At 70.4% G+C, this 24,449-nt stretch carries 26 protein-coding genes and 1 pseudogene; 21 read left to right on the forward strand and 6 right to left on the reverse strand.

Annotated elements, in window-relative coordinates:
- From CJZ98_RS03260 to CJZ98_RS03270, 3 genes and pseudogenes are all read left to right on the forward strand, one after another.
- Nucleotides 1–152, forward strand: a pseudogene (locus CJZ98_RS03260) (photosystem II D2 protein (photosystem q(a) protein)); the annotation flags it as partial.
- The gene (gene psbC, locus CJZ98_RS03265) at nucleotides 136–1,524 is read left to right on the forward strand and encodes a photosystem II reaction center protein CP43 (protein WP_094588329.1); all 1,389 of its coding nucleotides are present in this window, start codon (nucleotides 136–138) and stop codon (nucleotides 1,522–1,524) included. The pseudogene CJZ98_RS03260 and the gene psbC, both read left to right, overlap by 17 nt.
- Before the next feature lie 223 nt (nucleotides 1,525–1,747).
- The gene (locus CJZ98_RS03270; RefSeq protein ID WP_094588330.1) at nucleotides 1,748–2,617 is read left to right on the forward strand and encodes a YcgJ family protein; all 870 of its coding nucleotides are present in this window, start codon (nucleotides 1,748–1,750) and stop codon (nucleotides 2,615–2,617) included.
- A 19-nt stretch (nucleotides 2,618–2,636) separates the two neighbouring features.
- Here CJZ98_RS03270 and CJZ98_RS03275 read toward each other — a convergent pair whose 3' ends face one another.
- Complete coding sequence (locus tag CJZ98_RS03275) at nucleotides 2,637–3,242, reverse strand: nucleoside triphosphate pyrophosphatase (protein ID WP_094588332.1); 606 nt, start codon at nucleotides 3,240–3,242, stop codon at nucleotides 2,637–2,639.
- A gap of 138 nt (nucleotides 3,243–3,380) precedes the next feature.
- Here CJZ98_RS03275 and CJZ98_RS03280 point away from each other — a divergent pair, with 138 nt between their 5' ends.
- The 3 genes from CJZ98_RS03280 to CJZ98_RS03290 are packed head-to-tail and all read left to right on the forward strand — an operon-like array spanning nucleotide 3,381 to nucleotide 5,606.
- Nucleotides 3,381–3,752, forward strand: coding sequence for an Npun_F0494 family protein (locus CJZ98_RS03280; protein ID WP_094588334.1), 372 nt, complete (start codon nucleotides 3,381–3,383; stop codon nucleotides 3,750–3,752).
- Nucleotides 3,753–3,805: 53 nt separating this feature from the next.
- Nucleotides 3,806–5,302, forward strand: a complete 1,497-nt coding sequence (locus CJZ98_RS03285; RefSeq protein ID WP_094588335.1) for a cobyric acid synthase — start codon at nucleotides 3,806–3,808, stop codon at nucleotides 5,300–5,302.
- Between the two features lie 55 nt (nucleotides 5,303–5,357).
- Nucleotides 5,358–5,606, forward strand: a complete 249-nt coding sequence (locus tag CJZ98_RS03290; RefSeq protein ID WP_094588337.1) for a 2Fe-2S iron-sulfur cluster-binding protein — start codon at nucleotides 5,358–5,360, stop codon at nucleotides 5,604–5,606.
- Between the two features lie 55 nt (nucleotides 5,607–5,661).
- Here CJZ98_RS03290 and mnmA read toward each other — a convergent pair whose 3' ends face one another.
- Entirely contained in the window at nucleotides 5,662–6,876 is a 1,215-nt protein-coding gene (gene mnmA, locus CJZ98_RS03295) for a tRNA 2-thiouridine(34) synthase MnmA (protein WP_198537455.1), read from the reverse strand.
- 172 nt (nucleotides 6,877–7,048) lie between these two features.
- Here mnmA and CJZ98_RS03300 point away from each other — a divergent pair, with 172 nt between their 5' ends.
- The 3 genes from CJZ98_RS03300 to CJZ98_RS03310 all read left to right on the forward strand — a co-directional run bounded on the left by CJZ98_RS03300 (nucleotide 7,049) and on the right by CJZ98_RS03310 (nucleotide 10,844).
- On the forward strand, nucleotides 7,049–8,776 hold the full coding sequence (locus CJZ98_RS03300; RefSeq protein WP_094588611.1) for an NAD(P)H-hydrate epimerase: 1,728 nt from the start codon (nucleotides 7,049–7,051) through the stop codon (nucleotides 8,774–8,776).
- A gap of 174 nt (nucleotides 8,777–8,950) precedes the next feature.
- A complete protein-coding gene (locus CJZ98_RS03305) occupies nucleotides 8,951–9,883 on the forward strand; it encodes an RNA polymerase sigma factor, RpoD/SigA family (protein ID WP_094588339.1) in 933 nt (310 codons plus the stop codon).
- A 46-nt stretch (nucleotides 9,884–9,929) separates the two neighbouring features.
- Nucleotides 9,930–10,844: a histone deacetylase family protein gene (locus CJZ98_RS03310; protein WP_094588613.1), complete on the forward strand. Its 915-nt coding sequence runs from the start codon at nucleotides 9,930–9,932 to the stop codon at nucleotides 10,842–10,844.
- Between the two features lie 43 nt (nucleotides 10,845–10,887).
- Here CJZ98_RS03310 and pdhA read toward each other — a convergent pair whose 3' ends face one another.
- The gene (pdhA, locus tag CJZ98_RS03315; RefSeq protein ID WP_390625461.1) at nucleotides 10,888–12,039 is read right to left on the reverse strand and encodes a pyruvate dehydrogenase (acetyl-transferring) E1 component subunit alpha; all 1,152 of its coding nucleotides are present in this window, start codon (nucleotides 12,037–12,039) and stop codon (nucleotides 10,888–10,890) included.
- Between the two features lie 128 nt (nucleotides 12,040–12,167).
- On the opposite strand from pdhA, the gene CJZ98_RS03320 reads away from it, so the two are divergent.
- The 6 genes from CJZ98_RS03320 to CJZ98_RS03345 all read left to right on the forward strand — a co-directional run bounded on the left by CJZ98_RS03320 (nucleotide 12,168) and on the right by CJZ98_RS03345 (nucleotide 18,844).
- Complete coding sequence (locus tag CJZ98_RS03320) at nucleotides 12,168–14,300, forward strand: IMS domain-containing protein (RefSeq protein WP_094588341.1); 2,133 nt, start codon at nucleotides 12,168–12,170, stop codon at nucleotides 14,298–14,300.
- A gap of 75 nt (nucleotides 14,301–14,375) precedes the next feature.
- Nucleotides 14,376–15,851: a signal recognition particle protein gene (gene ffh, locus CJZ98_RS03325; protein WP_094588343.1), complete on the forward strand. Its 1,476-nt coding sequence runs from the start codon at nucleotides 14,376–14,378 to the stop codon at nucleotides 15,849–15,851.
- Between the two features lie 199 nt (nucleotides 15,852–16,050).
- Nucleotides 16,051–16,434: a 30S ribosomal protein S16 gene (gene rpsP, locus CJZ98_RS03330; RefSeq protein ID WP_094588345.1), complete on the forward strand. Its 384-nt coding sequence runs from the start codon at nucleotides 16,051–16,053 to the stop codon at nucleotides 16,432–16,434.
- An 11-nt stretch (nucleotides 16,435–16,445) separates the two neighbouring features.
- Nucleotides 16,446–17,495 (forward strand): PhoH family protein, encoded by a 1,050-nt coding sequence (locus CJZ98_RS03335; RefSeq protein ID WP_094588347.1) that lies wholly within the window; start codon nucleotides 16,446–16,448, stop codon nucleotides 17,493–17,495.
- A complete protein-coding gene (locus tag CJZ98_RS03340) occupies nucleotides 17,482–17,988 on the forward strand; it encodes an FUSC family protein (RefSeq protein WP_157910846.1) in 507 nt (168 codons plus the stop codon). The genes CJZ98_RS03335 and CJZ98_RS03340 overlap by 14 nt, the downstream gene beginning before the upstream one ends.
- A gap of 121 nt (nucleotides 17,989–18,109) precedes the next feature.
- Nucleotides 18,110–18,844 carry a Bax inhibitor-1/YccA family protein gene (locus CJZ98_RS03345; RefSeq protein ID WP_094588351.1) on the forward strand — a complete coding sequence of 245 codons (735 nt, stop codon included), beginning with the start codon at nucleotides 18,110–18,112 and terminating at the stop codon, nucleotides 18,842–18,844.
- Between the two features lie 134 nt (nucleotides 18,845–18,978).
- On the opposite strand, the gene CJZ98_RS03350 is transcribed toward CJZ98_RS03345, so the two are convergent.
- A complete protein-coding gene (locus CJZ98_RS03350) occupies nucleotides 18,979–19,518 on the reverse strand; it encodes a hypothetical protein (RefSeq protein ID WP_094588353.1) in 540 nt (179 codons plus the stop codon).
- 106 nt (nucleotides 19,519–19,624) lie between these two features.
- On the opposite strand from CJZ98_RS03350, the gene era reads away from it, so the two are divergent.
- The 6 genes from era (at nucleotide 19,625) to larB (ending at nucleotide 23,839) form a co-directional block, all read left to right on the forward strand.
- On the forward strand, nucleotides 19,625–20,722 hold the full coding sequence (gene era, locus CJZ98_RS03355; protein ID WP_094588355.1) for a GTPase Era: 1,098 nt from the start codon (nucleotides 19,625–19,627) through the stop codon (nucleotides 20,720–20,722).
- Between the two features lie 57 nt (nucleotides 20,723–20,779).
- On the forward strand, nucleotides 20,780–21,307 hold the full coding sequence (locus CJZ98_RS03360) for a phycobiliprotein lyase (RefSeq protein ID WP_232756158.1): 528 nt from the start codon (nucleotides 20,780–20,782) through the stop codon (nucleotides 21,305–21,307).
- A 4-nt stretch (nucleotides 21,308–21,311) separates the two neighbouring features.
- Nucleotides 21,312–22,010: a tRNA (guanosine(37)-N1)-methyltransferase TrmD gene (trmD, locus tag CJZ98_RS03365; protein WP_094588359.1), complete on the forward strand. Its 699-nt coding sequence runs from the start codon at nucleotides 21,312–21,314 to the stop codon at nucleotides 22,008–22,010.
- 5 nt (nucleotides 22,011–22,015) lie between these two features.
- Nucleotides 22,016–22,501 (forward strand): 2-C-methyl-D-erythritol 2,4-cyclodiphosphate synthase, encoded by a 486-nt coding sequence (gene ispF, locus CJZ98_RS03370; protein WP_094588361.1) that lies wholly within the window; start codon nucleotides 22,016–22,018, stop codon nucleotides 22,499–22,501.
- 185 nt (nucleotides 22,502–22,686) lie between these two features.
- On the forward strand, nucleotides 22,687–23,067 hold the full coding sequence (locus CJZ98_RS03375; RefSeq protein WP_232756181.1) for a TIGR03792 family protein: 381 nt from the start codon (nucleotides 22,687–22,689) through the stop codon (nucleotides 23,065–23,067).
- 121 nt (nucleotides 23,068–23,188) lie between these two features.
- Complete coding sequence (gene larB / locus CJZ98_RS03380; RefSeq protein ID WP_094588619.1) at nucleotides 23,189–23,839, forward strand: nickel pincer cofactor biosynthesis protein LarB; 651 nt, start codon at nucleotides 23,189–23,191, stop codon at nucleotides 23,837–23,839.
- Here the strand turns inward: larB and CJZ98_RS17935 are convergent.
- Both CJZ98_RS17935 and CJZ98_RS19310 read right to left on the reverse strand, forming a co-directional pair.
- The gene (locus CJZ98_RS17935) at nucleotides 23,793–24,008 is read right to left on the reverse strand and encodes a hypothetical protein (RefSeq protein ID WP_108723276.1); all 216 of its coding nucleotides are present in this window, start codon (nucleotides 24,006–24,008) and stop codon (nucleotides 23,793–23,795) included. The two genes, larB and CJZ98_RS17935, sit on opposite strands and share 47 nt — an antisense overlap.
- A gap of 80 nt (nucleotides 24,009–24,088) precedes the next feature.
- The gene (locus CJZ98_RS19310) at nucleotides 24,089–24,220 is read right to left on the reverse strand and encodes a hypothetical protein (RefSeq protein ID WP_255082178.1); all 132 of its coding nucleotides are present in this window, start codon (nucleotides 24,218–24,220) and stop codon (nucleotides 24,089–24,091) included.
- Nucleotides 24,221–24,449 lie beyond the last annotated feature (229 nt).

The raw sequence follows: 24,449 nt of genomic DNA on the forward strand, positions 1-24,449 counted from the left end.
TCCGCGCCGCTGAGGATCCCGAGTTCGAGACCTTCTACACCAAGAACATTCTGCTGAATGAAGGTCTGCGCGCCTGGATGGCGCCGGCTGACCAGCCGCACGAAAACTTCGTCTTCCCTGAAGAGGTTCTGCCCCGTGGTAACGCTCTCTAATCCCTCCCTCTCCGGGATCGGCGGGAAGGATCTCGACTCCACCGGCTATGCCTGGTGGTCGGGTAACGCCCGTCTGATCAACCTCTCCGGCCGCCTGCTCGGCGCCCACGTGGCCCACGCTGGCCTGATGGTGTTCTGGGCCGGCGCCATGATGCTGTTCGAGGTGAGCCACTTCACCTTCGACAAGCCGATGTACGAACAGGGTCTGATCCTGTTTCCCCACGTGGCCACCCTTGGCTATGGCGTTGGTCCCGGCGGTGAAGTCACCGACCTCTACCCCTTCTTCGTGGTGGGGGTGCTGCACCTGATCAGCTCCGCCGTGCTCGGCCTCGGCGGTCTGTATCACGCCATCCGCGGCCCCGAGATTCTGGAGAATTACTCCGCCTTCTTCTCGCAGGATTGGCGCGATAAGAACCAGATGACCAACATCATTGGTTACCACCTGATCCTGCTGGGTGTGGGTGCGCTGCTGCTGGTGTTCAAGGCCATGTTCTTCGGCGGTGTCTACGACACCTGGGCCCCTGGTGGCGGCGATGTGCGCCTGATCACCAACCCCACCCTGGATCCCGGCGTGATCTTCGGCTATCTCACCCGCGCCCCCTTCGGTGGCGAGGGCTGGATCATCGGGGTGAACTCGATGGAAGACATCATCGGCGGCCACATCTGGCTGGGTCTGACCCTGATCTTCGGTGGCATCTGGCACGTGATCACCAAGCCCTTCGGCTGGGTGCGTCGTGCCTTCATCTGGAACGGTGAGGCCTACCTGAGCTACAGCCTGGGCGCCCTGAGCTTCATGAGCTTCATCGCCTCGGCCTACATCTGGTTCAACAACACCGCCTATCCCTCTGAGTTCTACGGCCCCACCAACGCCGAGTCCTCCCAGGCCCAGAGCTTCACCTTCCTGGTGCGTGACCAGCGCCTCGGCGCCAACATCGGTTCGGCCATGGGCCCCACCGGTCTGGGCAAGTACCTGATGCGCTCCCCTACCGGCGAAATCATCTTCGGTGGTGAAACCATGCGCTTCTGGGACTTCCGCGGTCCCTGGCTCGAGCCCCTGCGTGGTCCCAACGGTCTGAGCCTCGACAAGCTCCAGAACGATATTCAGCCCTGGCAAGTGCGCCGCGCGGCTGACTATATGACCCACGCCCCCAACGCCTCCCTCAACTCCGTGGGCGGCATCATCACCGAGCCCAACTCGGTGAACTTCGTGAACATCCGCCAATGGCTGGCGTCCACGCAGTTCGTGCTCGCCTTCTTCTTCCTGGTGGGCCACCTCTGGCACGCTGGCCGCGCCCGCGCTGCCGCCGCTGGTTTCGAGAAGGGCATCGACCGTAAGGCCGAGCCCACCCTGGCAATGCCAGACCTCGACTGATTCAGTGCGTTTCCCCGCCTGACTGGGCTGGGATCATCACAACCTGCCCCCGCCAACAGCGGGGGCTTTTTTGTTGTCAGCCACCGCAAGCAGAAGAGAAGGCTGGCCAGGGGAAAACCTGCTCAGAAAGAGTTGGTCATCACTGCACGGCCCGCAGATGGATTCGGGACGCATCGGCAGCCTCGATGCTGCCTAGGTTGACGGCACCCCATTGGAGACCGCCATGGCGTTCCCGGCCCTGCATCAACCGCCCCGTCTGCTGCGCTGGATGGCCGCCGGCGTTGTTGCCCTGCCCCTGGCCGCCACAGCTCCCGTTCAGGCCGAGGGCCAGGGCCTCAAATTCCCACGAAACGGTGTGATCTGTGATCGGGGCACCAACATCTGCTACGACCGGAACGGGGTTTCCTATTCCCAGACCCGCCGTGAATTCGGCTCCCGCGCAGAGCAGAATCTGCGCCGCCAGCTCTCCGGCCGCCCCTGGCCCAACCAGCTGGTCTTCAGCAGCGGCGAGCTGTGCGAACTGCAGCGCCAGGTCTGCTGGGATGACGGCGGGCAGCGACGCAACGTGAGCAAACGTCTGAGCCGCCAGCTGTTCGGCAGCAGCTGGAACAGCAACGCCTGGACCAACGGCAACAACAACTGGCAGAACGGTAATAACAACTGGAACAATGGCAATAACAACTGGAATAACGGCAATAACAACTGGCAGAACGGCAACACGCGTCCCGGCCAGCAACTCAGCCGCTGTGAGCTGAGCCAGCGGGGCCAGCAACTGTTTTCAGGGGAGTGCGGTCTGCGCCAGCGGGCTACGGGCGATGGCACCGCCTATGTGGTGGAACTCAGCGATGGTCGGCGCTATGCCTTCCGCAACCGCCAGGGCCAGCTGGTGCTAAACGACGCCGCCAATCTCTGGCCGGCGCAGTTCTATAGCCGCGGCAACGATCTGATCTTCCGCTGGGCGGATCTGCAGCTGGTGACCCGCCCCACCTACGACTACGGCTACGGCACAGGCCCCAGCCAGCGACCGTTGCCCTGGAACCAGGCCCCCACCGGCCAGTTCATCCAGGATCTGTTCAACAACCTGTTCCGCTGAGGCCTTCGGCCGGCTGGCTTCAGCCGAGGGGCTGGAGCCAGCGCCGCAGCAGCGGCAGGCTCAGGCCGATCACATTGCTGAAGCAGCCCTCGATCCGCTCCACCGTGAGCCCGCCGATCCCCTCCAGGGCAAAGCCTCCGGCGCAGTGCAGCGGCTCACCCGTGGCGACATAGGCCTCGATCTGGGCCGGGGTGAGCGGTGCGAACTGCACCCGGGTGGTGACCGTGGCCAACCGCGGGGCCAGGTCCGCTTGCGGAGAGATCAGACAGTGGCCGGTGTGCAGCTCCCCCCAGGCCCCGGCCATGCGCCGCCAGCGCGCCATGGCCTCGTCCGGATCAAGGGGTTTGCCGAACACCTCCCCCCCAAACACCAGCAGGGAGTCGCAGCCGAGCACGGGCATGCCGGCTGCGGAGCCGGGCACCCCGGGGCCGACGCCCCCAGCCTCCTGGCGTTCCAGATCGGCCACCACACCTGCCTTGATCTGGGCCAGCCGCTGCACCAGCAGGGTCGGGTCGGTCTCCTGAATCGCGTCCTCATCGACGCCGCTCACCCGCACCCGATGGGGAATGGCCGCCTGCTCCAGCAGGCGGCGGCGGGCGGGGGAGGCGGAGGCGAGCAGCAGCACGGCCGGCAGGGTGTGAACGGTGCGGCCAGCCTGGGGTGAGCCGGGCAGCCAAGGATCTCGATCCTGGCCCCTGGCGGAGGCGGAGGTCAGCGCCCGCTCCAGCCGCGCTGGGGGGCAGCCGTCCGGGAGAATCGACCCATGGATGGCAGCCTCACCGATCCCCGTTCCCTGGCCCGGGCCGCGTCGGCGCTGCGCTGCCTGCCCCTGCGGCGCGCCTTCTACGAACGGGTCGCCGTCGAAGCGATCAGCAGCGGCAGCCTGTGCGAGCACCCCGACCGCAGCCGCTACTGGTTCCGCCCGCTCACGCCGAAGCGCGCCGAGGACCACCTGATCTGGCTGATCCGCCTGGGGGTGCTGCGCCGCGAGGTCGATGGCCAGGGCCTGACCGAACGGGTGCGGCTCACCCCCATGGGCCGGCAACTGCTCGGCCGCTGGCCGGGCGAGCTGCCACGGGCAGACCTGGGGGAACGGCTGCTGCACGGCCTGCGCCGCCGCCGGCCGCGTCTGTGAACGCCACCCCTGGACAGCCCCCAGAGCCACCCGCCACCCGGCCCACGCCGTTGATGGTGCTCGGCACCAGCAGCGGCGCCGGAAAATCGCTGATGACGGCGGCCCTGTGCCGGGTGCTGCGCCGCCGCGGCGAGACACCTCTGCCCTTCAAGGGGCAGAACATGAGCAACAACGCCTGGGTGGATGGGGCCGGCGGTGAGATGGCCTACAGCCAGGCCCTGCAGGCCTGGTCGGCGGGCCTGGAACCCGTGGCGGCCATGAACCCGGTGCTGCTCAAGCCCCAGGGCGATTCCACCAGCGAGGTGATCCACCTGGGCCACTCGGTGGGCAGTGCCCGTGCCGAGCACTACTACCGCGACTGGTTCCGGCCCGGCTGGCGGGCGATCCGCACCGGGCTGGCCGAGCTGCAGGCCGCCCATCCCCAGGGGCGCCTGGTGCTTGAGGGAGCGGGCAGTCCGGTGGAAGTGAATCTGCAGGCGCGCGACCTGACCAACCTGCGCCTGGCCCAGTTCCTGCGCGCCCGCTGCCTGCTGGTGGCGGACATCGAGCGCGGCGGCGTGTTCGCCCAGCTGGTGGGCACCCTGGCGCTACTGCGGCCGGTGGAGCGGCCCCTGATCCGCGGCCTGCTGATCAACCGTTTCCGTGGCCGGCGCGAGCTGTTTGATGCCGGTCGCGACTGGCTGGAACGCCAGACAGGGGTGCCGGTGCTGGGGGTGATGCCCTGGCTCGACGAGCTCTTCCCGCCGGAGGACTCGCTGGATCTGCTGGAGCGCCGCGGTCGCAAGCGCGAGGCGGAGCTGGAGATCGCCGTGCTGCGCCTGCCCTCCCTCAGCAACTTCTCCGACCTCGATCCCCTGGAGGCCGAGCCCAGCGTGCAGCTGCGCTGGATCCGTCCCGGCGAGCGCCTCGGGCGTCCCGATGCGGTGATCGTGCCCGGCAGCAAGCAGACCCTGCGGGACCTGGCTGCCCTGCAGGCCAGGGACTTGGCATCTGAGCTGCAGGCCTACCTGGTGGAGGGCGGCCACGTGTTCGGGATCTGCGGCGGCCTGCAGATGCTGGGGGTAGCGCTCGAGGATCCCGATGGCCTGGAGGGTGATGGAGGCCCCGCCAGCCGGGCAGGCCTGGGGCTGCTGCCGCTGCGCACGCGCTTCGGCGCGACCAAGGCCCTGCGCCATCGGCGCAGCCAAGCGCTCTGGCCCCCGCCTGGGGAGGGGGGCAGGCTGCCACTGGAGGGGTTCGAGCTGCATCGCGGCACGACCCAGCTGCTCGATGGCACGGCCCCCTGCCAGCCACTGGCCGCCGACGCCGAGCTGGGCTGGTGGCGTCTCGCCGACGGCGGGCGGGGCGGGCTGGTGGCCGGCACCTACCTGCATGGGGTGTTCGAAGACGGACCCTGGCGGCGCCGCTGGCTGAACCTGCTGCGGCAGCGGCGGGGTCTGGCCGCCCTGCCGGAAGCCGTGCCCCACCACAGCCGCCAGCGCGAGGCGCTGCTCGACCGCCTGGCGGATGCCTTCGAGGCCCATGTGGATCTGGGGCCGCTGCTGGGCTGAGCCATCCCCGCTGGCCGGTGCCGGAGACTGGCGCCTATCGCGCGGGACTTAGCCGATGCCGGAACGGCGCAGCCTGGAGGTGATCTGGCCGGACGGAAGACGCAGCCAGGCCCAGAGCGGGGAGGACTGGCTGCAGGCCGCCGCCGTGGCCGGCTACGCCATCCCCACCGGCTGCCTGGGGGGCAGCTGCGGGGCCTGTGAAATTGAGGTGAACGGCCAGCTGGTACGCGCCTGCATCGCCACGGTGCCGGCCAGTGCCAGCGGCCAGCTGGTGCTGGAGATCGCCGTGGATCCCCACTGGTAGGGCGCGGGCTGTCATCGCCGCCGGCACGCTTCGGGGCCCGGCCCGAGGGCCAGCCTCAGGCCTGAATCAAGCCCCCCCCGAGCAGCACCTCACCCGCATAGAAAACGGCCGCCTGCCCAGGCGTGATTGAGAACTGGGACTCGGCAAACTCCAGCCGGCAGCGGTGGGGACGCTCGGCGGCGTAGTCGGCGTCCGTGGGGGCCAGGGGGGTGAGCAGGGCACGCTCGGGGCCGCTGCGGTAGCGCACCTGCACCTCCAGCTCAAGCGGGGCGGTGGGCGGCTCGATCGACACCCAGTTGATTGCACCCACCACACAGGTGGAGCGGGCGGCCTCGGAGCGGGGGGCCACCACCACCCGGTTCATGGCGCCATCGAGACGAACCACGTGCAGCGGCTCGCTCCAGGCCACCCCCAGGCCCTTGCGCTGCCCGATCGTGAAGTGCTCGATGCCGTCGTGCTGGCCCACCACGCGGCCATCGCCGAGCACGATCTCCCCCTGGCGCGGCGGCAGATAGGCATCGAGGAAGGCCTTCATCGAGCCATGGTGATCCGCCAGACAGAGGTCCTGGCTCTCGGGCTTTTGGGCGGTGCGCAGGCCATGGCGCTCGGCCTCGGCGCGGGTGTCGGGCTTGGTGAGCTCGCCCAGGGGGAACACCAGCCGGCCCAGCACCTGCTGGGGCAGGTCGTAGAGGAAGTAGCTCTGGTCCTTGCGGGCATCGAGCCCGCGCAGCAGTTGGTGGCGGCCGCGCCCCTCACCCGGCACCGGCAGGGGGTCGCCGGCCTCGGCGTGGCGCACCCGGGCGTAATGGCCGGTGGCAAGCCGCTCGATGCCCCGCTCCGCCGCCGCCCAGCGCAGCATCGGGCCGAACTTCACCTCCCGGTTGCAGCGGGAGCAGGGCAGGGGCGTGACGCCCGCCCCATAGCCCTGCACCAGGAAATCCACGATCTGCTCGCGGAAGTGCTCGCGGAAATCCACCACGTGGTGGGGCACCCCCAGCTGCTCACAGATGCCGGCCGCATCCACCAGTCCCTCGGCGCAGCAGGCACCCTTGCCGCTCATCAGCCACAGGGTGAGCCCCTCCACCGTCCAGCCGGCCTCCACCAGCAGGGCGGCCGTGAGCGAACTGTCCACCCCGCCGGAGAGGCCCACCACCACACGATGCTCACCCGGCCAGGCGCGCAGCCGCTCGATCGCCGCGGCGCCGGCCGGGGTGGCCGCCACGGAAGCTCCGGCGGTGGCGGGCAGTGGCGGGGCGGAGAAGCGGGCCAACGGCGGCAGGGTGCTGGCCCCGGAGGGTCAGGGCGGAGATTCTCCCCATCATGGAGGCGGGGTGTGGGCACCTGGTTCACCCCTCGGCTCCACAACCCAGCTCGACGGTGCGGTTCCGCGCCCGGGCCCGGGTCCAGCACCCCCGCTCCTGCCGCTGCGGCCCCGCCTGCCCATGCCCAACCCCACGGCCTCCCTGCTCCCACCGCCGCCTTGGCCCGCCCGCGACGCCGCCCACCTGTTGGTGAGTTCCCGCCAGATGGCGGGGCTGGAGGAGCAGATCTTCGCGTCCGGCCTGCCGGTGGAGGCCCTGATGGAGAAGGCGGCCCTGGCCGTGGGCCGGCGCCTGCTGGAGCAGCACGGTGGCCTGCTGCGTCAGTGCGGCGCCCTGGTGCTGGTGGGGCCTGGCCACAACGGCGGCGATGGCCTGGTGATCGCCCGCGAACTGCACCTGGCCGGAGTGGCCACGGCGATCTGGAGCCCCTTTGAACGCCACAAGCCGCTCACGGCGGCCCACCTGCGCCACTGCCTCTGGCTGGGAATCCCGCGGCTGCAGCGACCACCCGATGCCAACGGCCCCGAACTCTGGATCGATGCCCTGCTGGGCATCGGCCAGGAGCGGTCCGCGGGTGACGCGATCGAGAGCCTGCTGGCGGAGCGGCAACGGGAACGGCCCCAGCGGCTGGTGGCGGTGGATGTACCAACCGGCCTCTGCGCCGACAGCGGCCTGCCCACAGGGAACCAGCCGGCCTGCGCCGACACGACCTACTGCATCGGCCTGCTCAAGCAGGGGCTGATCCAGGACCCGGCCCTGGCCTGGGTAGGCCGGCTGGAGCGGATCGAGCTGGGCCTGCCCGCCACCCTGCTGCAGACCCTGCCGGCCGACCAGCCCCTCGCCCTGGGCGCCGAAGACCTCGCCACGGCCCCCAGGCCCCAGCCGGCGCCGCAGGCGGCCAAGTACGGCAGGGGCCGGCTGCTGGTGCTGGCGGGCAGCGAGGCCTACCGGGGAGCGGCCCAGCTGGCGCTGCTGGGGGCCAGCGCCAGCGGCTGCGGCAGCCTGCGGGCGGGCCTGCCGCAGGCCGTGGCCGCCGGGCTGTGGGTGGTCCAGCCTCACGTGGTGGTGGCGGCCAACCTGGGCCGCAACGGCCAGGGCGGACTGGATCTGGCGGAACTGGACCTGGAAGCCCTGGGCCTGGTGGCGCCGGCGCGCTCGAGTGCCGGGTCGCAGCGGCTGGATGCACTGCTGCTGGGCCCGGGAATCGGCCCGGGAACCGGGCCGGCAGCAGCAGCCGCGGCGCCTGGAGGCGGGGAGCGCCAAGCCGGCGAGGCCCGCACATGGACGGCGCTGCAGCAGTTCCCGGGCCTGCTGGTGCTCGATGCCGATGGTCTCAACCGGCTGGCGGCCGGCGGCGGAGCCGGTGGAGCTGACGCGGCCCTGCACTGGCTGCAGCGGCGGGCCGGGGCCACCTGGCTCACCCCCCACGCCGGCGAATTCACGCGCCTCTTCCCCGACCTCGCGGACCTGCCGCCCCCCGAGGCGGCCCGCTCCGCAGCCCAACGCAGCGGCGCGGCCGTACTGCTGAAGGGGGCCCGCAGCGTGGTGGCAGCCCCCGATGGCCGCAGCTGGCAACTGCTCCGGGCCAGCCCTGCGGCGGCCAGGGCCGGTCTGGGGGACGTGCTGGCGGGCTACGCCGCCGGCCGAGGCGCCCTGGCCCTGGCGGCCGGCTGGTCCGCGGATGGATCCCTGTTGGCCGCCGCGGCCCTGGACCACGCCGAGGCGGGCCTGGCGGCGATCGGGGAGCAGGGGGCGGGAGGAGCCACGCCGATGGCCGTTGCCCACGCCCTGGCACAGATAGACCCAGACCAGCCCAGGGAATCAGCCATCCCCAGGCCGTTCGAGTAGCGCAGGCCACCCACAGGCAAGACCTCGGTAGTCACTGACACACGGGCTCAGATTATAGCGTGAGTCTCAACACAAAGCGTGTGGTTTTAGGGATAAAAGCTGAAGGGTTGCTGAAGCAACAGCGCGCCAGCAGCAATCCATAGGAGATTTCCCAAACTTCCCCGGTGCGGACTCATGACGGCATCCAGCCTCTCCGCCAGCTCCAGCACGCGGCGCCGCAGCAGTGACCCGATCAGTTGGTATCTCGCCACGATCGGCCGTGTGCCCCTGCTCACCCCCTCCGAGGAAATCGAACTCGGCAACCAGGTGCAGGCGATGATGCGGCTGGTCGAAGAGCAGCGCAGCGAGGCTGACTACAGCGAAAAGGAACAGAAAACCATCCGGGTGGGCCGCCGCTCCAAGCAGCGGATGATGAAGGCGAATCTGCGCCTGGTCGTGAGCGTTGCCAAGAAGTACCAAGGCAAAGGGCTGGAGTTGCTCGATCTCATTCAGGAGGGCTCCCTGGGGCTGGAGCGGGCGGTGGAGAAGTTCGATCCCACCCGTGGCTACAAGTTCTCGACCTATGCCTTCTGGTGGATCCGCCAGAGCATGACGCGGGCGATCGCCTGCCAGTCGCGCACGATCCGACTGCCAGTGCATCTCTCCGAGCGGCTCGGCGCCATCCGCAAAGTGAGCCTGGAGCTGGCCCACAAGCTCGGCGCCATGCCCAGCCGCCGCGAGATCGCCGAGGAGATGGACATCCCCCTCGATGAGCTGGACGGCCTGCTGCGTCAGGCCCTCACCACCTCCAGCCTCGATGCGCCCGTGAACGGCGAAGAGGGCCGCAGCTTCCTCGGCGATCTGATCGCCGACACCAACGGCGCCGAACCCCTCGAGCAGGTGGAGCGCGGCATCCACCAGGAGCAGCTGGGTCGCTGGCTCACCTACCTCACCGACCAGGAGCGCCAGGTGCTGGAGCTGCGCTTCGGGCTGGAGGGCGAGGAGCGCCACACCCTGGCCGAGATTGGCCGGCTGCTGGATGTGTCGCGGGAGCGGGTGCGCCAGGTGGAACTCAAGGCCCTGCGCAAACTGCGCCACCTCACCCGCAAGATGCCGAGCAGCCTCTGAGCGGCACCCAGGTCGCGCCAGCCTGGGTGCCGCCGCGCCGCGACTCCTGAGACCTCCGCTCATCTACCACCCGGCCTATTCGGCACCGCTACCAAGCAGCCATCGTTTCCCGATGGCGAAATTCCGCCTGCTACTCGCTCTGCTGCGCCGCCAGGGCCTGGCCAGCGAGGAACAGCTGCACCAGCCACTCCCGGCACCCAGGCGCTGGCTGGAGCTGGTGCATGGGCGCCGCTACCACCAGGCCTTCGCCCGGGGCCAGCTGTCGGCGGCGGAGAAGCGCCGCATCGGCCTGCCGGCCACCGCCCCCCTGGTGCGCCGCACCTGGCTGGCCGTGGGGGGCACGGTGCTCACGGCACGGCTCGCTCTGCGCCATGGGCTGGCCTGCCACCTGGCCGGCGGCACCCACCACGCCTTCCCCGACCACGGCAGCGGCTTCTGCATCTTCAACGACGCGGCCGTAGCGGCCCGGGTGCTGCTGGACGAGGGGCTGGTGCGGCGCCTGATGGTGGTGGACCTGGACGTGCACCAGGGCGATGCCACCGCGGCGATCTTCGCGGGCGAGCCGCGGGTGTTCACCTTCTCGGCCCACTGCGCCAGCAACTTCCCGCTCCGCAAGCAGCGCAGCGACCTGGATCTGCCCCTGGCCGATGGCCTGGAGGACCAGGCCTACCTGGCGGCCGTTGGGGATGTGCTGCCCGATCTGCTGGATCAGCAGCGGCCCGAGCTGGTGCTGTACAACGCCGGCGTGGATCCCCACCGGGGCGATCGCCTGGGGCGGCTGGCCCTGAGCAGCGAAGGGCTGCTCAATCGCGACCGGCTGGTGCTCGATGCCTGCCTGCGGCGCGGCATCCCGGTGGCCACGCTGATCGGCGGTGGCTACGACGAGCTGACCCCCCTGGTGGAGCGCCACGGCCTGGTGTTCCGGGCGGCGGCGGAGCAGGCCCGCTTGCACGGTCTCTAGCGGAGAGGCCTGTGAATGCGAAGGGGCGCCATCAGCCGGAGGATCAGTCTTCCGCCCAGATGTAGCGGGTGAGCTCCTCGGGCTTGGGCTCGGGGGCCGCCAGGGCGAACTCCACGCAGTCGGCCACCTCGGCATCGATCTCCTTTTCGATCGCCTTAAGCTCCTCGGCCGTGGCCAGGTTCTGCTCGATCAGGTGGGCGCCGAGGCGCTTGATCGGGTCACGCTGGGCCCAGAACTCCTTCTCAGCCTCGGCCCGCAGCTCGTCGGGGTCAGCCAGGGAGTGGCCGCGGAAGCGGTAGGTGAGGCATTCCAGCAGGGTGGGACCTTCGCCGGCGCGGGCCCGCTCGATGGCCCGCTGGGCGGCACCGCGCACGGCCAGCACGTCCATGCCGTCCACCTCTTCGCCGTGCATGCCGAAGGCGGCCGCCTTGCGCCAGATCTCCGGATCGCTGGTGGCGCGGTTGTGATCCATGCCGATGGCCCACTTGTTGTTTTCGACCACAAACAGGATCGGCAGTTTCCAGAGGGCCGCCATGTTCAGGCACTCATAGAACTGGCCAATGTTGCAGGTGCCGTCGCCGAAGAAGGCGGCCGTGACGGCATCACTGCTGGCATCACCCAGGGCATCGCGCTTGTAGCGGCTGGTGAAGGCGGCGCCGAGGGCCACCGGGATGCCCTCACCGATGAAGGCATAGCCACCCAGCAGGTGGTGTTCCTTGGAGAACAGGTGCATCGAGCCGCCGCGGCCCTTGCTGCAGCCGGTCTCCTTGCCGAAGAGTTCGCTCATCACCTCACGGGCCGGCACGCCGCAGCTGAGGGCATGCACGTGGTCGCGGTAGGTGCTGCAGAACCAGTCGTGCTGCAACTTCATCGCCTGGATCACGCCCGTGCTCACGGCCTCCTGGCCGTTGTAGAGATGCACGAAGCCGAACATCTTGCCCCGGTAGTACATCTCGGCGCACTTGTCCTCAAAGCGCCGACCCAGGGTCATGTCGCGATAGAGGAGCAGCCCCTCATCCCGCGACACAGTGGCCGGGGTGGAGGGGTAAAGGTTGAGCAGGCGCTCGGCGTGCAGGCCCACGGCGTTGGCGTCGCCTGAGCAGGCGGGGGCGCCACTGGCCGCGAGGACGTCTCCGGGGCCAACGCCGGCGGCGGCCTGACTGGTCTTGGCCTGGCTCATGTCTGCCTGGGTCATGTCGGCCGTCCTGTCGCGGGAGCCTGATGCTGGGACCGACTGTACGGGGTCCAGCCACCGAAAGCGGCGGCGGCGGCAGTCAAAACCGCAGACCCTGCCTACAGTCACGCCGCAGAGAAGGGCCCGGATTGGAACTGCCGATCGACCATTTCCGACTGCTCGGGGTGAGCCCGGCCACCGATGGTCAGACGGTGCTTCGCACTCTGCAGCAGCGCCTGGACCGGGCCCCCGACCAGGGCTTCACCCACGAGACGCTCCAGGCCCGGGCCGATCTACTGCGCAACAGCGCCGACCTGCTCAGCGACGACCGGCACCGCACCGCCTACGAGGCGGAGCTGACGGCCCTCAGCGCCGAGGGCGAGGGCGGTCAGTCGGCGATCCCGGCCCTGGAGATCCCCAATTCCAAGGAGGTGGGCGGCCTGCTGCTGCTGCTGGAGGCGGGCCAGGCCCAGGAGGCCTTCGAGAAGGCCAGCCGCGGCCTGCAGCCGCCCCAGGCGCCGGCCCTGGGCAGCAGCCGCGAGGCCGACCTGGCGCTGCTGGCGGGGCTGGCCTGCCAGGGCGCCGCGGAGGACTACCGCCAGCAGCGCCGCTACGAGGCCGCCGCCCGCGTGCTGCAGCAGGGCCTGCAGCTGCTGCAGCGCATGGGCCAGCAACCGGAGCAGCGCCGCCGTCTGGATCTGGCCCTCGACGCCCTGCTGCCCTACCGGGTGCTGGACCTGCTGAGCCGCGACCTCTCCGCCAGCCTGGAGCGCAACGAGGGTCTGCAGCTGCTGGATCAGCTGGTGCGCCGCCGCGGCGGCCTGGAGGGGGAGTCCGACGCGGCCTTCCCGGCGAGCGAGTTCCAGCCCTTCTTCAAACAGATCCGCCAGTTCCTCACCGCCCAGGAGCAGGTGGACCTGTTCAGTCGCTGGGCGGAGGCCGGCTCCCCCCTGGCAGATTTCCTGGCCAGCATCGCCCTGACGGCGTCCGGCTTCGCCCAGCGCAAACCCGAGCGCCTGCAGGCGGCCTACGGGCGCCTTGCGGGCAGCGGCCAGGCCGGGGTGGAGCCCTTCCTGGCCTGTCAGCTGCTGCTGCTGGGCCAGATCGAACCGGCCCAGGCCCTGTTCGAGCAGGGGGCCGACCCGGCCCTGCGCCAGTGGGCAAACGAGCAGGGTGAAGAGCCCCTGGCAGGCCTCTGCGCCTACTGCCGCGACTGGCTGGAGCGCGAAGTGCTGCCCGGCTTCCGCGACATCGAGGCCGATCCGGACCTGGAGGCCTGGTTCGCCGACCGGGACGTGCAGGCCTACGTGGAGCAGCAGGACCGCAAGCGGGCCCGCAGCGCCCCGCTCCACCCGCCGGAGGCGGCCGCGGGGGCCGGTGCAGGCACCCCGTCGACGCAGAGCAGCCTCGACGCGATGCCCCTGTGGCCGGGAGACCCCCTGGCCAGCGGCCTGGCAGCGCCGAGCCAACCAGGCCAATCCGGGGCCCTGTCCGAGCCCCTGCAGCCGGAAGAGGACGAGGACGACTGGCCAGACCTGGCCCTGGGCTGGCCGAACCTGCACTGGCAGGACCTGCAGCTGGCCGAGCGGTGGGCCCAGCTGCGGACTTCGGCCGCTGAGCTGCTGGCCCAGCCTCCCAGCTGGGTCCTGCCCCTGGCTGTGGCGGTGACCCTGGGCGGCGTCGGCGTCGGCGGCTGGCTGGCCCTGCGGCCGAAACCCGAGCGGGGCCAACCGATCCCGGTGCTGCCCGCCCCAGACGGCACCGTTCAGACAGGAGCCAAGCCATCCCCAGCCGCGACGGGCGCCCCCAAGGCGGCCGCCAGCCCAGGAGCCGGTGCTCCAGGAGCCCCAGCGCCAACCCCGGCGCCGCCCGCGCCCCGGAACCTGCCACTCACGGTGGCGGAGCCCAGCTCAGCCCAGCTACGGAGCCTGCTGGAGGCCTGGCTGGCCGCCAAGGCCGCCGTGCTGGCGGGCGCCACGCCGGAGCATCCGCTCGAGCAGCTGGCGCGCAGCGCCCTGGTGGGCAACGTCGAGAGTCAGCGGAGGGAGAACGCCAGCCGCGGCGAGAGCGAAACCGTCACGGCCGAGGTGCGCGACTTCAGCGTCACCAGCCAGACACCGCAGCGGATCGAAGCGGAGGTGACCCTGCGCTACAGCGACGCCCGCAAGGACGCCAACGGCAAGCTGATCGCCTCCACCCCCGAGGGCGAGCGGCGCAACACCTACGTGTTTGCCCGCGATGGCCAGACCTGGCACCTGGCCGCCTTCCGCGCCAGCCGCTGAGCCCGGCACCCCGCCTTTTTACGATCGCGCCACGCGGGGCCCTGAGCCCCACCCAAGCGCGCGCGCCCCACACCCATGTTCGACGAGCTTTCCCAGCGGTTTGAAGACGCCGTCAAGAACCTGAGGGGCCAGGGCGCCATCTCGGAGACCAACATCGAGGGGGCCCTCAAGGAGGTGCGCCGCGCCCTGCTGGAGGCCGACGTGAGCCTGCCGGTCGTCAAGGAGTTCGTCGACGAGGTGCGCCGGAAAGCCCTCGGCACCGAGGTGGTACGCGGCATCAGCCCGGATCAGAAGTTCATCCAGGTGGTGCACGAGCAGCTGGTGGACACCATGGGCGGCGAGAACGCCCCCCTGGCTGCCGGCGGCAAGGCCGGTGAGCCATCGGTGGTGCTGATGGCGGGCCTGCAGGGCGCCGGCAAGACCACCGCCACCGCCAAGCTCGGCCTGCACCTCAAGGAACAGGGGCGCAAGGCGCTGCTGGTGGGCGCGGACGTGTACCGCCCGGCGGCCATCGACCAGCTGCAGACGCTGGGGCGGCAGATCGGCGTGGAGGTGTTCAGCCTCGGCACCGAGGCCAAGCCTGAGGACATCGCCGCCGCCGGCATCGCCAAGGCCAGGGCCGAGGGCTTCGACACGGTGCTGGTCGATACCGCCGGCCGGCTCCAGATCGACACCTCGATGATGGAGGAGATGGTGCGGATCCGTGAGGCCGTGCAGCCCGACGAGGTGCTGCTGGTGGTGGATTCGATGATCGGCCAGGAGGCCGCCGAACTCACCCGCGCCTTCCACGAGCAGGTGGGCATCACCGGCGCGGTGCTCACGAAGCTCGACGGTGACTCCCGCGGCGGCGCTGCCCTCTCGATCCGCAAGGTGAGCGGTGCGCCGATCAAGTTCATCGGCACCGGCGAGAAGGTGGAGGCGCTTCAGCCCTTCCACCCCGAGCGGATGGCCAGCCGCATCCTGGGCATGGGCGACGTGCTCACCCTGGTGGAGAAGGCCCAGAAGGAGGTGGAGCTGGCCGATGTGGCGCGCATGCAGCAGAAGCTCCAGGAGGCCAGCTTCGACTTCTCCGACTTCCTGCAGCAGATGCGCCTGATCAAGCGCATGGGCTCCCTGGGCGGCCTGATGAAGCTGATCCCAGGCATGAACAAGATTGACGACGGCATGCTCAAGCAGGGCGAGCAGCAGCTCAAGAAGATCGAGGCGATGATCGGCTCGATGACCGAGGCTGAGCGTCAGCAGCCGGAACTGCTGGCCTCCCAGCCGTCACGGCGGCGGCGCATCGCCGCCGGCAGCGGCCACAGCTCTGCCGATGTGGACAAGGTGCTGGCCGACTTTCAGAAGATGCGCGGCTTCATGCAGCAGATGACCCGCGGCGGCATGCCTGGGATGCCGGGCATGGGTGGCGGCTTTCCCGGCATGGGCGGGATGCCCGGGATGGGGGGCTTCCCCGGGGGCGGCATGCCCGCGGGCCGTCCTGGCCGCGGTGGTGGGGCGATACCCCGAGCCCCTAAGCCCGCCAAGAAGCGCAAGGGCTTCGGCGAGCTCTGAGCCTGCGGCTCCAACGAGCTGTGAGCCTGCGGCTCTGTCCCAGCAGCGGGAGGGGGCCCCGTTCGGTCACAGGGTATTCTTGTCGTTTGGCGCGTGATTCCACACCGCCCGATCGGTCTCACCCGCAGGGGCGTCCCCAAGGCCGCCCCCAAAGGCTGTTGATCCAACCCACCCTCCAGTCAAGTAAGGCAAGGCCACGATGATCAAGCTCCGCCTGAAGCGGTTCGGCAAGAAGCGGGAAGCGAGCTTCCGCCTGGTGGCCACCAACAGCACGTCCCGTCGGGACGGACGTCCCCTGGAGGAGCTGGGCTTCTACAACCCCCGCACCAAGGAGACTCGCCTGAACACCGAGGCCATCCGTGCCCGCCTGGCCCAGGGTGCCCAGCCCACCGACAGCGTTCTGACCCTGCTGGAGCGGGGCGGCCTGATCGAGAAGACCGTTCGCGCCTCGGTGACCGTGGGCCAGGCCAAGCAGGCCGCTGCCCGCGAAGCCGCTGCCAAACAGGCCGCCAAGGAAGCAGCGGAAGCTGCCGCCAAGGCCGCCGAGGAAGCCGCCGCCGCTGAAGCCGCTGCTGAAGCCTGAGGTCCGGCCCCATGTCCGGGGCTGACACCCTCCAGACCTTCACGATCGATCTCCCCGACCAGGACGCCGCGCTGGCGCTGGCCGGGGCGGCGGAAGCGACCCTGCATCGCCTTGAGGCCCTGACTGGTGTCTCGCTGGTTCTGCGGGGTCTTTCGCTGCGGCTGAGGGGTCGACCCAGCCAGCTGGAGCGGGCCTCCGGCCTGGTGGAACTGCTGCGGCCGATCTGGCAGGAGGGCCAGCCCGTCACCCAGGTGGACGTGCAGACCGCCCTGGCGGCCCTGGACACCGGCCGCGGCGCCGAGCACCAGCAATTGGGTCAGCAGGTGCTGGCCAAGAGCCAGACCGGCCGTCTGCTCCGCCCCCGTACCCTCAAGCAGAAGAGCTACGTCGAGGCGATCGAGCGCCACGACCTCACCCTGGCCCTGGGCCCTGCCGGCACCGGCAAGACGTTCCTGGCCACCGTGCAGGCGGTGCGGATGCTGCAGGAGCGCAGGGTGGAGCGACTGATCCTCACCCGCCCGGCGGTGGAGGCCGGCGAGCGGCTGGGCTTCCTGCCCGGCGATCTGCAGCAGAAGGTGGATCCCTACCTGCGGCCCCTCTACGACGCCCTGCACACCCTGCTGGGCCAGGAGCGCACCGCTGCCCTGCTGGAGAAAAATGTGATCGAGGTGGCGCCCCTGGCTTACATGCGCGGCCGCACCCTGGCCGATGCCTTCGTGATCCTCGATGAGGCCCAGAACACCACCACCGCCCAGATGCGCATGGTGCTCACCCGCCTGGGGGAGAACTCGCGCATGGTGGTGACCGGCGATCCCACCCAGATCGACCTGCCAAGCGGCCAGCTCAGCGGGCTGATCGAGGCTGCCCAGGTGCTGGAGGGCGTGGAGGGCGTGGCCATCTGCCGGCTCACGGCGGCCGATGTGGTGCGCCATCCCCTCGTGCAGCGGCTGGTGACGGCCTATGCCGCCCGCGATGCCAACCGGCTGGCGCCGGCCGGCACCAGGCGAATGGATGGCAGCCACGCCAACCGCAGACCCTCCTCCAGCGATGAACAGCGCTGAGCGCCTGCGCATCCCCGCCGAAATCGCCCTGTCGGCCCTGGTGGCCTACCTGGTCGGCTTCTGGTTCACCAGCCTGTTCCCGGGCTACCTGCCCAAGATCGGCGGCCTCTGGTCAGCGCTCTCGGCCATCGTGGTGACCCAGGCCACCCGCAGGGAGACCACCTCCACGGCCTCGCTGCGGATTCTCGGGTCGGCGATCGGCGCGCTCACCAGCGCGGCCTACCTGACCCTGCTGCCCTTTCACCCGCTTGGCATGGCCCTGGCGATCTTCGCCACGGTGGTGCTCTGCGCGGCCGTCAACATCCCCAGCCACGGCCGCCTGGCGGCGATCACGGTGATCGTGGTGATGGTCACCGGCAGCCTGGATCCGAAGCTGAGCCCGGGCCTGAACGCCCTGCTGCGCTTTGTGGAATCCTGCATCGGCACGGGCGTTGCCGTGCTGGGCGTCCGACTCTGGAGTGGATCACGGTCCGAGCCGGACGACGCCGCCTGAAGCCGCCACCCCCATACGGACGCCCGGTCCGGATAGGGAGATCCGCACCAGCACCACTGACACATCCACGCCGCTGCCTGGCCGGCGCTGGCAGGATGAGGGGAGTTGAAATCCCTGTGCCATGCCGGCCAGCAGCAATTTTCAGGAGGCCATCCGCGAGGCGCAATCCAGCGCCCTGGTGGGCCCCAATGTGGTGAACAAGGCCCTGCCCTACGTGGGCGGGGGCATGGTGCTCACCGCCGGCGGGGTGCTCGGCGGTCTGGCCCTGCTGGGCAGCAACCCCGCCGGCTTCATGCCGCTGTTCTGGGTGGCCCTGATCGGCAACTTCATCCTGTTCTTCGTGGCCCAGAACGCGGCCCTGAAGGGCAACAACGGCACGGCCCTGCCGATCCTCACGGCCTACAGCCTGCTCACCGGCTTCACCCTGAGCGGCATCGTGGCCATGGCCATCGGCACCGCCGGCATCGGCGCCATCGGCACCGCAGCCCTGGCCACCGGCATCACCTTCGTGATCGCCTCGGTGGTGGGCCGGCGCATGAGTGACAGCGTCGGTCAGGCGCTGAGCGGCGTGGTGGGCCTCGGCATCCTCGGCCTGCTGATCGCCATGGTGGTTCAGATCGTGGGCGGCATCTTCGTGCCGGGCTTCGGCATGGGCGGCATGGAGCTGCTGATCGCCGGCTTCGGCACCGTGCTGTTCGTAGGCGCCGCCTTCGTGGACTTCTACACGATGCCCCGCACCTACAGCGACGACCAGTACCTGGCCGGCGCCCTTGGGATGTACCTCACCTACATCAACCTCTTCATCTTCATCCTGCGCCTGATCATCGCCCTCAACGGCGGTGGCCGCCGCGACTGAAGTCGGCGGAGCGCGGACCTGCGTCCTGTTGTGCAACAACAGCTGCTTACAGACCATGTCCCCGCACCCTGCACCCCCCACATCGGGGGTGCTTTTTTATGGTCTGCACCTGCACCTCGTTCGAAGTCTGGCCCTCAGCCCTGCGCCACCGCCAGCACCGCCTCGGCGATGGCCGCCCGCTGCTCGGCGTCGTAGCCCCAGCGCTCCAGGAAGGCCACGTCCTCGCCCTGGCCAGAGGTGGCCGCCAGCAGGGTCTCCAGCCGCGCCTTCACCTGCGCAGGCTCCAGCAGCCGCAGCAGCTCGGTGCAGCGCAGCTGCACCCGCTCCGAGCCCGCCTGCTGACTGCCATCACCATTGCGGCAGTGGTGCAGGGCCATGGCCGTGCTCATCGCCAGGTTGCGGGCACTGAGGTCAACCACGCCCTCGCCGGCGCCGCGCAGGGCCAGCGCCACCGGATCGGGCAGCCGGTCCATCAGCGGGCAGTCGCCGGCCAGGGCCACCACGAAGAAGCCGCGGGCGCCGTCGCGGCTCAGCACCAGCTCACCGACGCGATCTGCCAGAACCTCGTCGCTCAGTTCACCGCCCTCCCACAGGCCCAGCCACTGGGCCGTGATCTCGAGGGCCTGCTGGAAGGTGGGCTCAAGCAGGGCGGAGGAGCCGGTGGCATCGGTCATGGCGCAAGGACGGCCGCAGAGATCGGGCCGGCGAACTGTCAGTGTTGAGGTTATGGAGCCAAGTCACCCGAGCGAGCCGCTGCCCCCCAGCACGAAGCGCCGCCCCATGCCCGGCGCCGCACGGCCCGCCGCATCCCCACCCACCGAAGGGCACCCCGGCGAGGCCTGGTCAGACGAGGGGGTGACCGGCACCCTGCTGCCGATCCCTGCCCCCCCCAGCGGAGGCGGCCTGGGGCTGGGACTGAGCCCCGCGGGCTTCCGTTCCGGCTTCGTAGCGCTGGTGGGCCGTCCCAATGTGGGCAAATCCACCCTGCTCAACCAGCTGGTGGGCGAGAAGGTGGCGATCACCTCCCCCATCGCCCAGACCACCCGCAACCGGCTGCGGGCAATCCTCACCACCCCTGAGGCCCAGCTGGTGCTGGTGGACACGCCCGGCATCCACAAGCCCCACCACCTGCTGGGTCAGCGGCTGGTCCAGAGCGCCCGCGGCGCCATCGGCGAGGTGGATGTGGTGCTGCTGCTCGTGGACGGCAGCCAGCCAGCCGGCCGCGGCGACGGCTTCATCGTGGAGCTGCTGCGCCACAGCCGGGTTCCGGTGCACGTGGCCCTGAACAAGCACGACCTGGTGGATCCCGAGCGGGCCGAGGAGCTGGCCGCCAGCTACCGCGCCCTGCTGGCCGGCCCTGACCGGGAAACCTCCTCCACCGAGACCGGCGACGCGACATCCCACGCCGGCGCCGCACTGGCCTGGCCCCTGCACCCGGTGAGCGCACTCACCGGCGAGGGCACCGAGGCACTGGTGGCAGCGCTGGCGGCCGATCTGCCCGAGGGGCCGCACCTCTACCCCCCCGAGGCGGTGAGCGACCAGCCGGAGCAGCTACTGCTGGCCGAGCTGATTCGCGAGCAGGTACTGACCCACACCCGCGAGGAAGTGCCCCACTCGGTGGCCGTCCAGATCGAGCGGATCGTGGAGGACGGGCCGCGCACGGCGGTGCTGGCCACGGTGCTGGTGGAGCGCAGCAGCCAGAAGGGGATCCTGATCGGCAAGGGCGGCCAGATGTTGCGGGAGATCGGCAAGGGCGCCCGGCTGCAGATGCAGAAGCTGATCGATGGGCCGGTGTATCTGGAGCTGTTCGTGAAGGTGGTGCCCAACTGGCGCCGCAACCCCAGCCGCCTGGCGGAACTGGGCTACCGGGGCGACTGACCCCCGGCTGAGAGGATGGACCGATCGCGCCCCCCGTCTCCGCGCGCGCCCCTGCCCGTGACCGCCGCCCCCAGCGCTGCCCCGGCCGAGCTTCCCTTTCCCCCAGCTGACCTGCCAGCCTTCCTGCAGTGCTGCGCCGGCGAGTGGATGAGCCTGCGCAGCCGCTTCGATCTGGAGGCCGTGGGCGACGACGACAGCTGGCACGCCAGCGAGCGGGGTGAGCTGCTGATCGAACTGCTCCCCGGGGGTGAGCACGGTGACGTCGGCGGCCTGGCGGTGACCAGCAAGGACCAGCCCGGCCGCCGCAGCGCCCTGCACTTCAACGCTGACGGCCGCTTCCAGGCTGAGCGGGTGGACGGCCGCGGCGGCCACTGGACCCTCTGGCCCGACGGCAGCCTGGAGCTGGTGATCGAGACGGACGAGCGGGAGCTGCGCGAGCGGATCTGGTTCACCAAGCCCAACCTGCGGCTGCGCAGCACCGTGGACCAACCCAGGGGCGGAGCTCCGGGGCGGGCCAGCTTCAGCTCCGAGATCCGCCGGGTGCAGCGCCCCGCCCCCACCCAGGCCCCGGGCGCCGACACCTGACGCCATGCGCCTCGACGTCGTGAGCCTTGCCCCGGAAGCCTTCGCTCCCCTGCGGGGGCTGGGGGTGATCGGCCGGGCCTTCGCGGCGGGTCGCGCCGAGCTGCACCTCCATAACCCGCGTGATTACGCCAGCGACCGCTACCGAAAGGTCGACGATGAGCCCTATGGCGGCGGCGCCGGCATGGTGCTCAAGCCCGAGCCCGTGTTCGCGGCCGTGGAGGCGATCCCCGTGCTGCCGCGGCGGCGGGTGCTGCTGATGAGCCCCCAGGGCCAGCCGCTGCGCCAGGCCGATCTGCGCCGCTGGGCCAGCAGCTACGACCAGCTGGTATTCCTCTGCGGCCACTACGAGGGCTTCGATGAGCGCATCCGCTGCCTCGCCGATGAAGAAGTTTCGATCGGCGACTTCGTTCTCACCGGTGGAGAGCTGCCCGCCATGACGATCATCAACGGCGTCGTGCGACTGCTGCCGGGCACCGTGGGCACCGAGGCCTGCCTGGAGGAGGAGAGCCACAGTGCCCTGCTGCTGGAGCACCCCCACTACACCCGCCCCGCCTGCTTCCGGGAGATGGAGGTGCCGGCCGTGTTGCGCAGCGGCGACCATGGCGCCATCTCCCGCTGGCGCGCCGAGCAGCAGGAGCAGCGCACCCGCGAGCGCCGGCCCGACCTCTACGCCTGCTGGCTCAGCCAGCAGGCGGCAGAGTGAGTGCCATGCAACTGCGCATCGGCAACGGCTACGACATTCACCGCCTGGTGCCGGGGCGGCCGCTGATCCTGGGGGGCCAGCAACTGGACCACCCCGAGGGCCTCGGCCTCGATGGCCACAGCGATGCCGACGTGCTGGTGCACGCGATCATGGATGCCCTGCTGGGCGCCCTGTCCCTGGGCGACATCGGCAAGTACTTCCCCCCGGACGACCCGCGGTGGAAGGGGGCCGACAGCCTGGTGCTGCTGGAGCAGGTGGTGGCCCTGGTGGCCGAGCGGGGCTGGAGCATCACCAACGTGGACTCAGTGGTGGTGGCCGAGCGTCCCAAGCTCAAGCCCCACATCGCAGCCATGCGGGCCGCCATCGCCCAGCGGATGGGCCTGGATCCCGATCAGGTGGGCGTCAAGGCCACCACCAATGAACAGCTCGGTGCCGAGGGCCGCGAGGAGGGCATCTCCTGCCACGCGGTGGCGCTGCTGCACCGCCCCTGAAACAGTCGGCCGCGCTCCAGAATGGGGCCATGGCCGAGCCCTGCTCCCCGACCACGACCAGCCCGTTGGCGCGGCGGCTGGGGGGGCTGCTCCTGGCGGCTCTGCTGCTGATCGCACCGGCCCTGGTGCCACCCGTTGCGATGGCCACGGGCTCGCTGGCCACCGTCAAGTTGGCCCCGGGCTCGATGGCCATGGGCCTGTTCCGTCCCGCACCCGCCATGGCCGCCACCGCCCCATCCGGCTACGACGTTGTGGTGGTGGAGCACCTACGGCTCAAGGTCCCCGCGGCCGGCGTCGAGGCCTGGCTGCAGGCGGAGCGGAGCAGCTGGGAGCCCTGGCTGGCCCAACAGCCGGGCTTTTTGGAACGCCAGCTGCTCTGGGACCCCAAGCGCGAGGAGGGCACCCTGTTGATCCACTGGGCCAGCCGCGAGCAGTGGGAGGCGATCCCCCCCGCAGCGGTGGCCCAGGTGCAGAACCGCTTCGAGGCGCTCGCCCGCCAGGCCATGGGGATGCCCCAGGGCAACCCCTTCCCGCTGGTGTTTGAAGGTGAACTCCACCCCCTTTGAACCCGGGACTCTCCCCGCGGCTGAGACCCTCCACGCCGGTCCCCCTGCCCAGGCCGGGAACACCTCCCCTGCCAGCCCCCCCCACGCCCGGCTCGACCTGGACCGCCGCCGCCGGATCGGCATGGTGGAGGCTGTCTGGGGCGAGAACAAGAGCGCCGAGCAGATCGCGGCGATCCTGAAACAGCTGGAGGCGGCCGGCGAGCTGGGCCTGGTGACCCGGGTGGACGCGGCCAAGGCGGAGACCGTGGCGCAGCTGCTCGGCGATGGGCGCGCGCGGCTGGAGCACCACCGCCAGTCCCGCTGCCTCATCTGGGGGGAGCTGCCCCGCCCAGATCCAGGCCTGGGCCAGGTGGCGGTGCTCTGCGGCGGCACCAGCGACCTAGCGGTGGCGCAGGAGGCGGAGCTGGCGCTCCAGGCCCACGGCGTGGCCACCCGGCTGCTGGTCGACGTGGGGGTCGCGGGGCTGCACCGGCTACTGGGGGAGCTGGAGAGCCTGGCCCAGGCACGGGTGCTGATCGCCTGCGCCGGCATGGAGGGGGCCCTGCCCACGGTGCTGGCCGGCCTGGCACCCCAGCCGGTGATCGGCGTGCCGGTGAGCGTGGGCTACGGCGTCAGCGCCGGCGGCACAGCGGCCCTGCACGGGATGCTGGCCAGCTGCGCTCCGGGCCTCACCGTGGTGAATATCGACAACGGCTATGGCGCCGCCATGGCGGCCCTGCGGATCCTCAGGAGTGGCCCGAGCCACCATGACCCTGGCCGCAGCGGGACCTGAGCGATCGGGCTGGCGCTTCTGCAGATCGCGCCGCTGGATCAGGCCCATCGAGCTCCAGAAGCTGGAGCAGCCACAGCGCCATCGGGTAGGAGAGCCGGCCCTGTTCGTAGCGCTCCAGGGCCTCCAGTAGAACCGGCGTGTTCACCCACTGGGGCGAGCGCGGGGCCATGGGGTAGGGATCAGCTGGTCCGCAGTGTGCGGCCCGTATCAGGGCCCGGCAACCCCACCGGCAGCGGCCTCGGCGCTCAGTCAGCCCTGGGGGTAGCGGTGGCCGAGGCGCCAGAGCTCATGGCGGCGCTCCTCGGTTTCCACCCGCTCCAGCTCACAGACCAAGGCAAAGAGGTCACTGCCGGCCAGCTCGCCGTTCGCCTGCCACTTCATGGAACGGGGCTCAGGTTTGCGAACGGACTGCCTCACTAAGCCGGCCAGCGAATGGATCCGTCACCATAAACAGACGCAAGCGTTTGAGTGAACCCTCACGAACACCTTGAGCCCGAAGAGTTTCTTAAGTTCTTCAATGGCGCCACCCGGAGCTGCAAATCCAAAGGAAATGCGAAGGATTCGCAACAGCAGCTATGGCAAAAGTGCGGCCGCCCGGCGGATCCGCGTC

Origin of the sequence: Vulcanococcus limneticus LL, assembly GCF_002252705.1 — a bacterium.
GTDB lineage: Bacteria > Cyanobacteriota > Cyanobacteriia > PCC-6307 > Cyanobiaceae > Vulcanococcus > Vulcanococcus limneticus.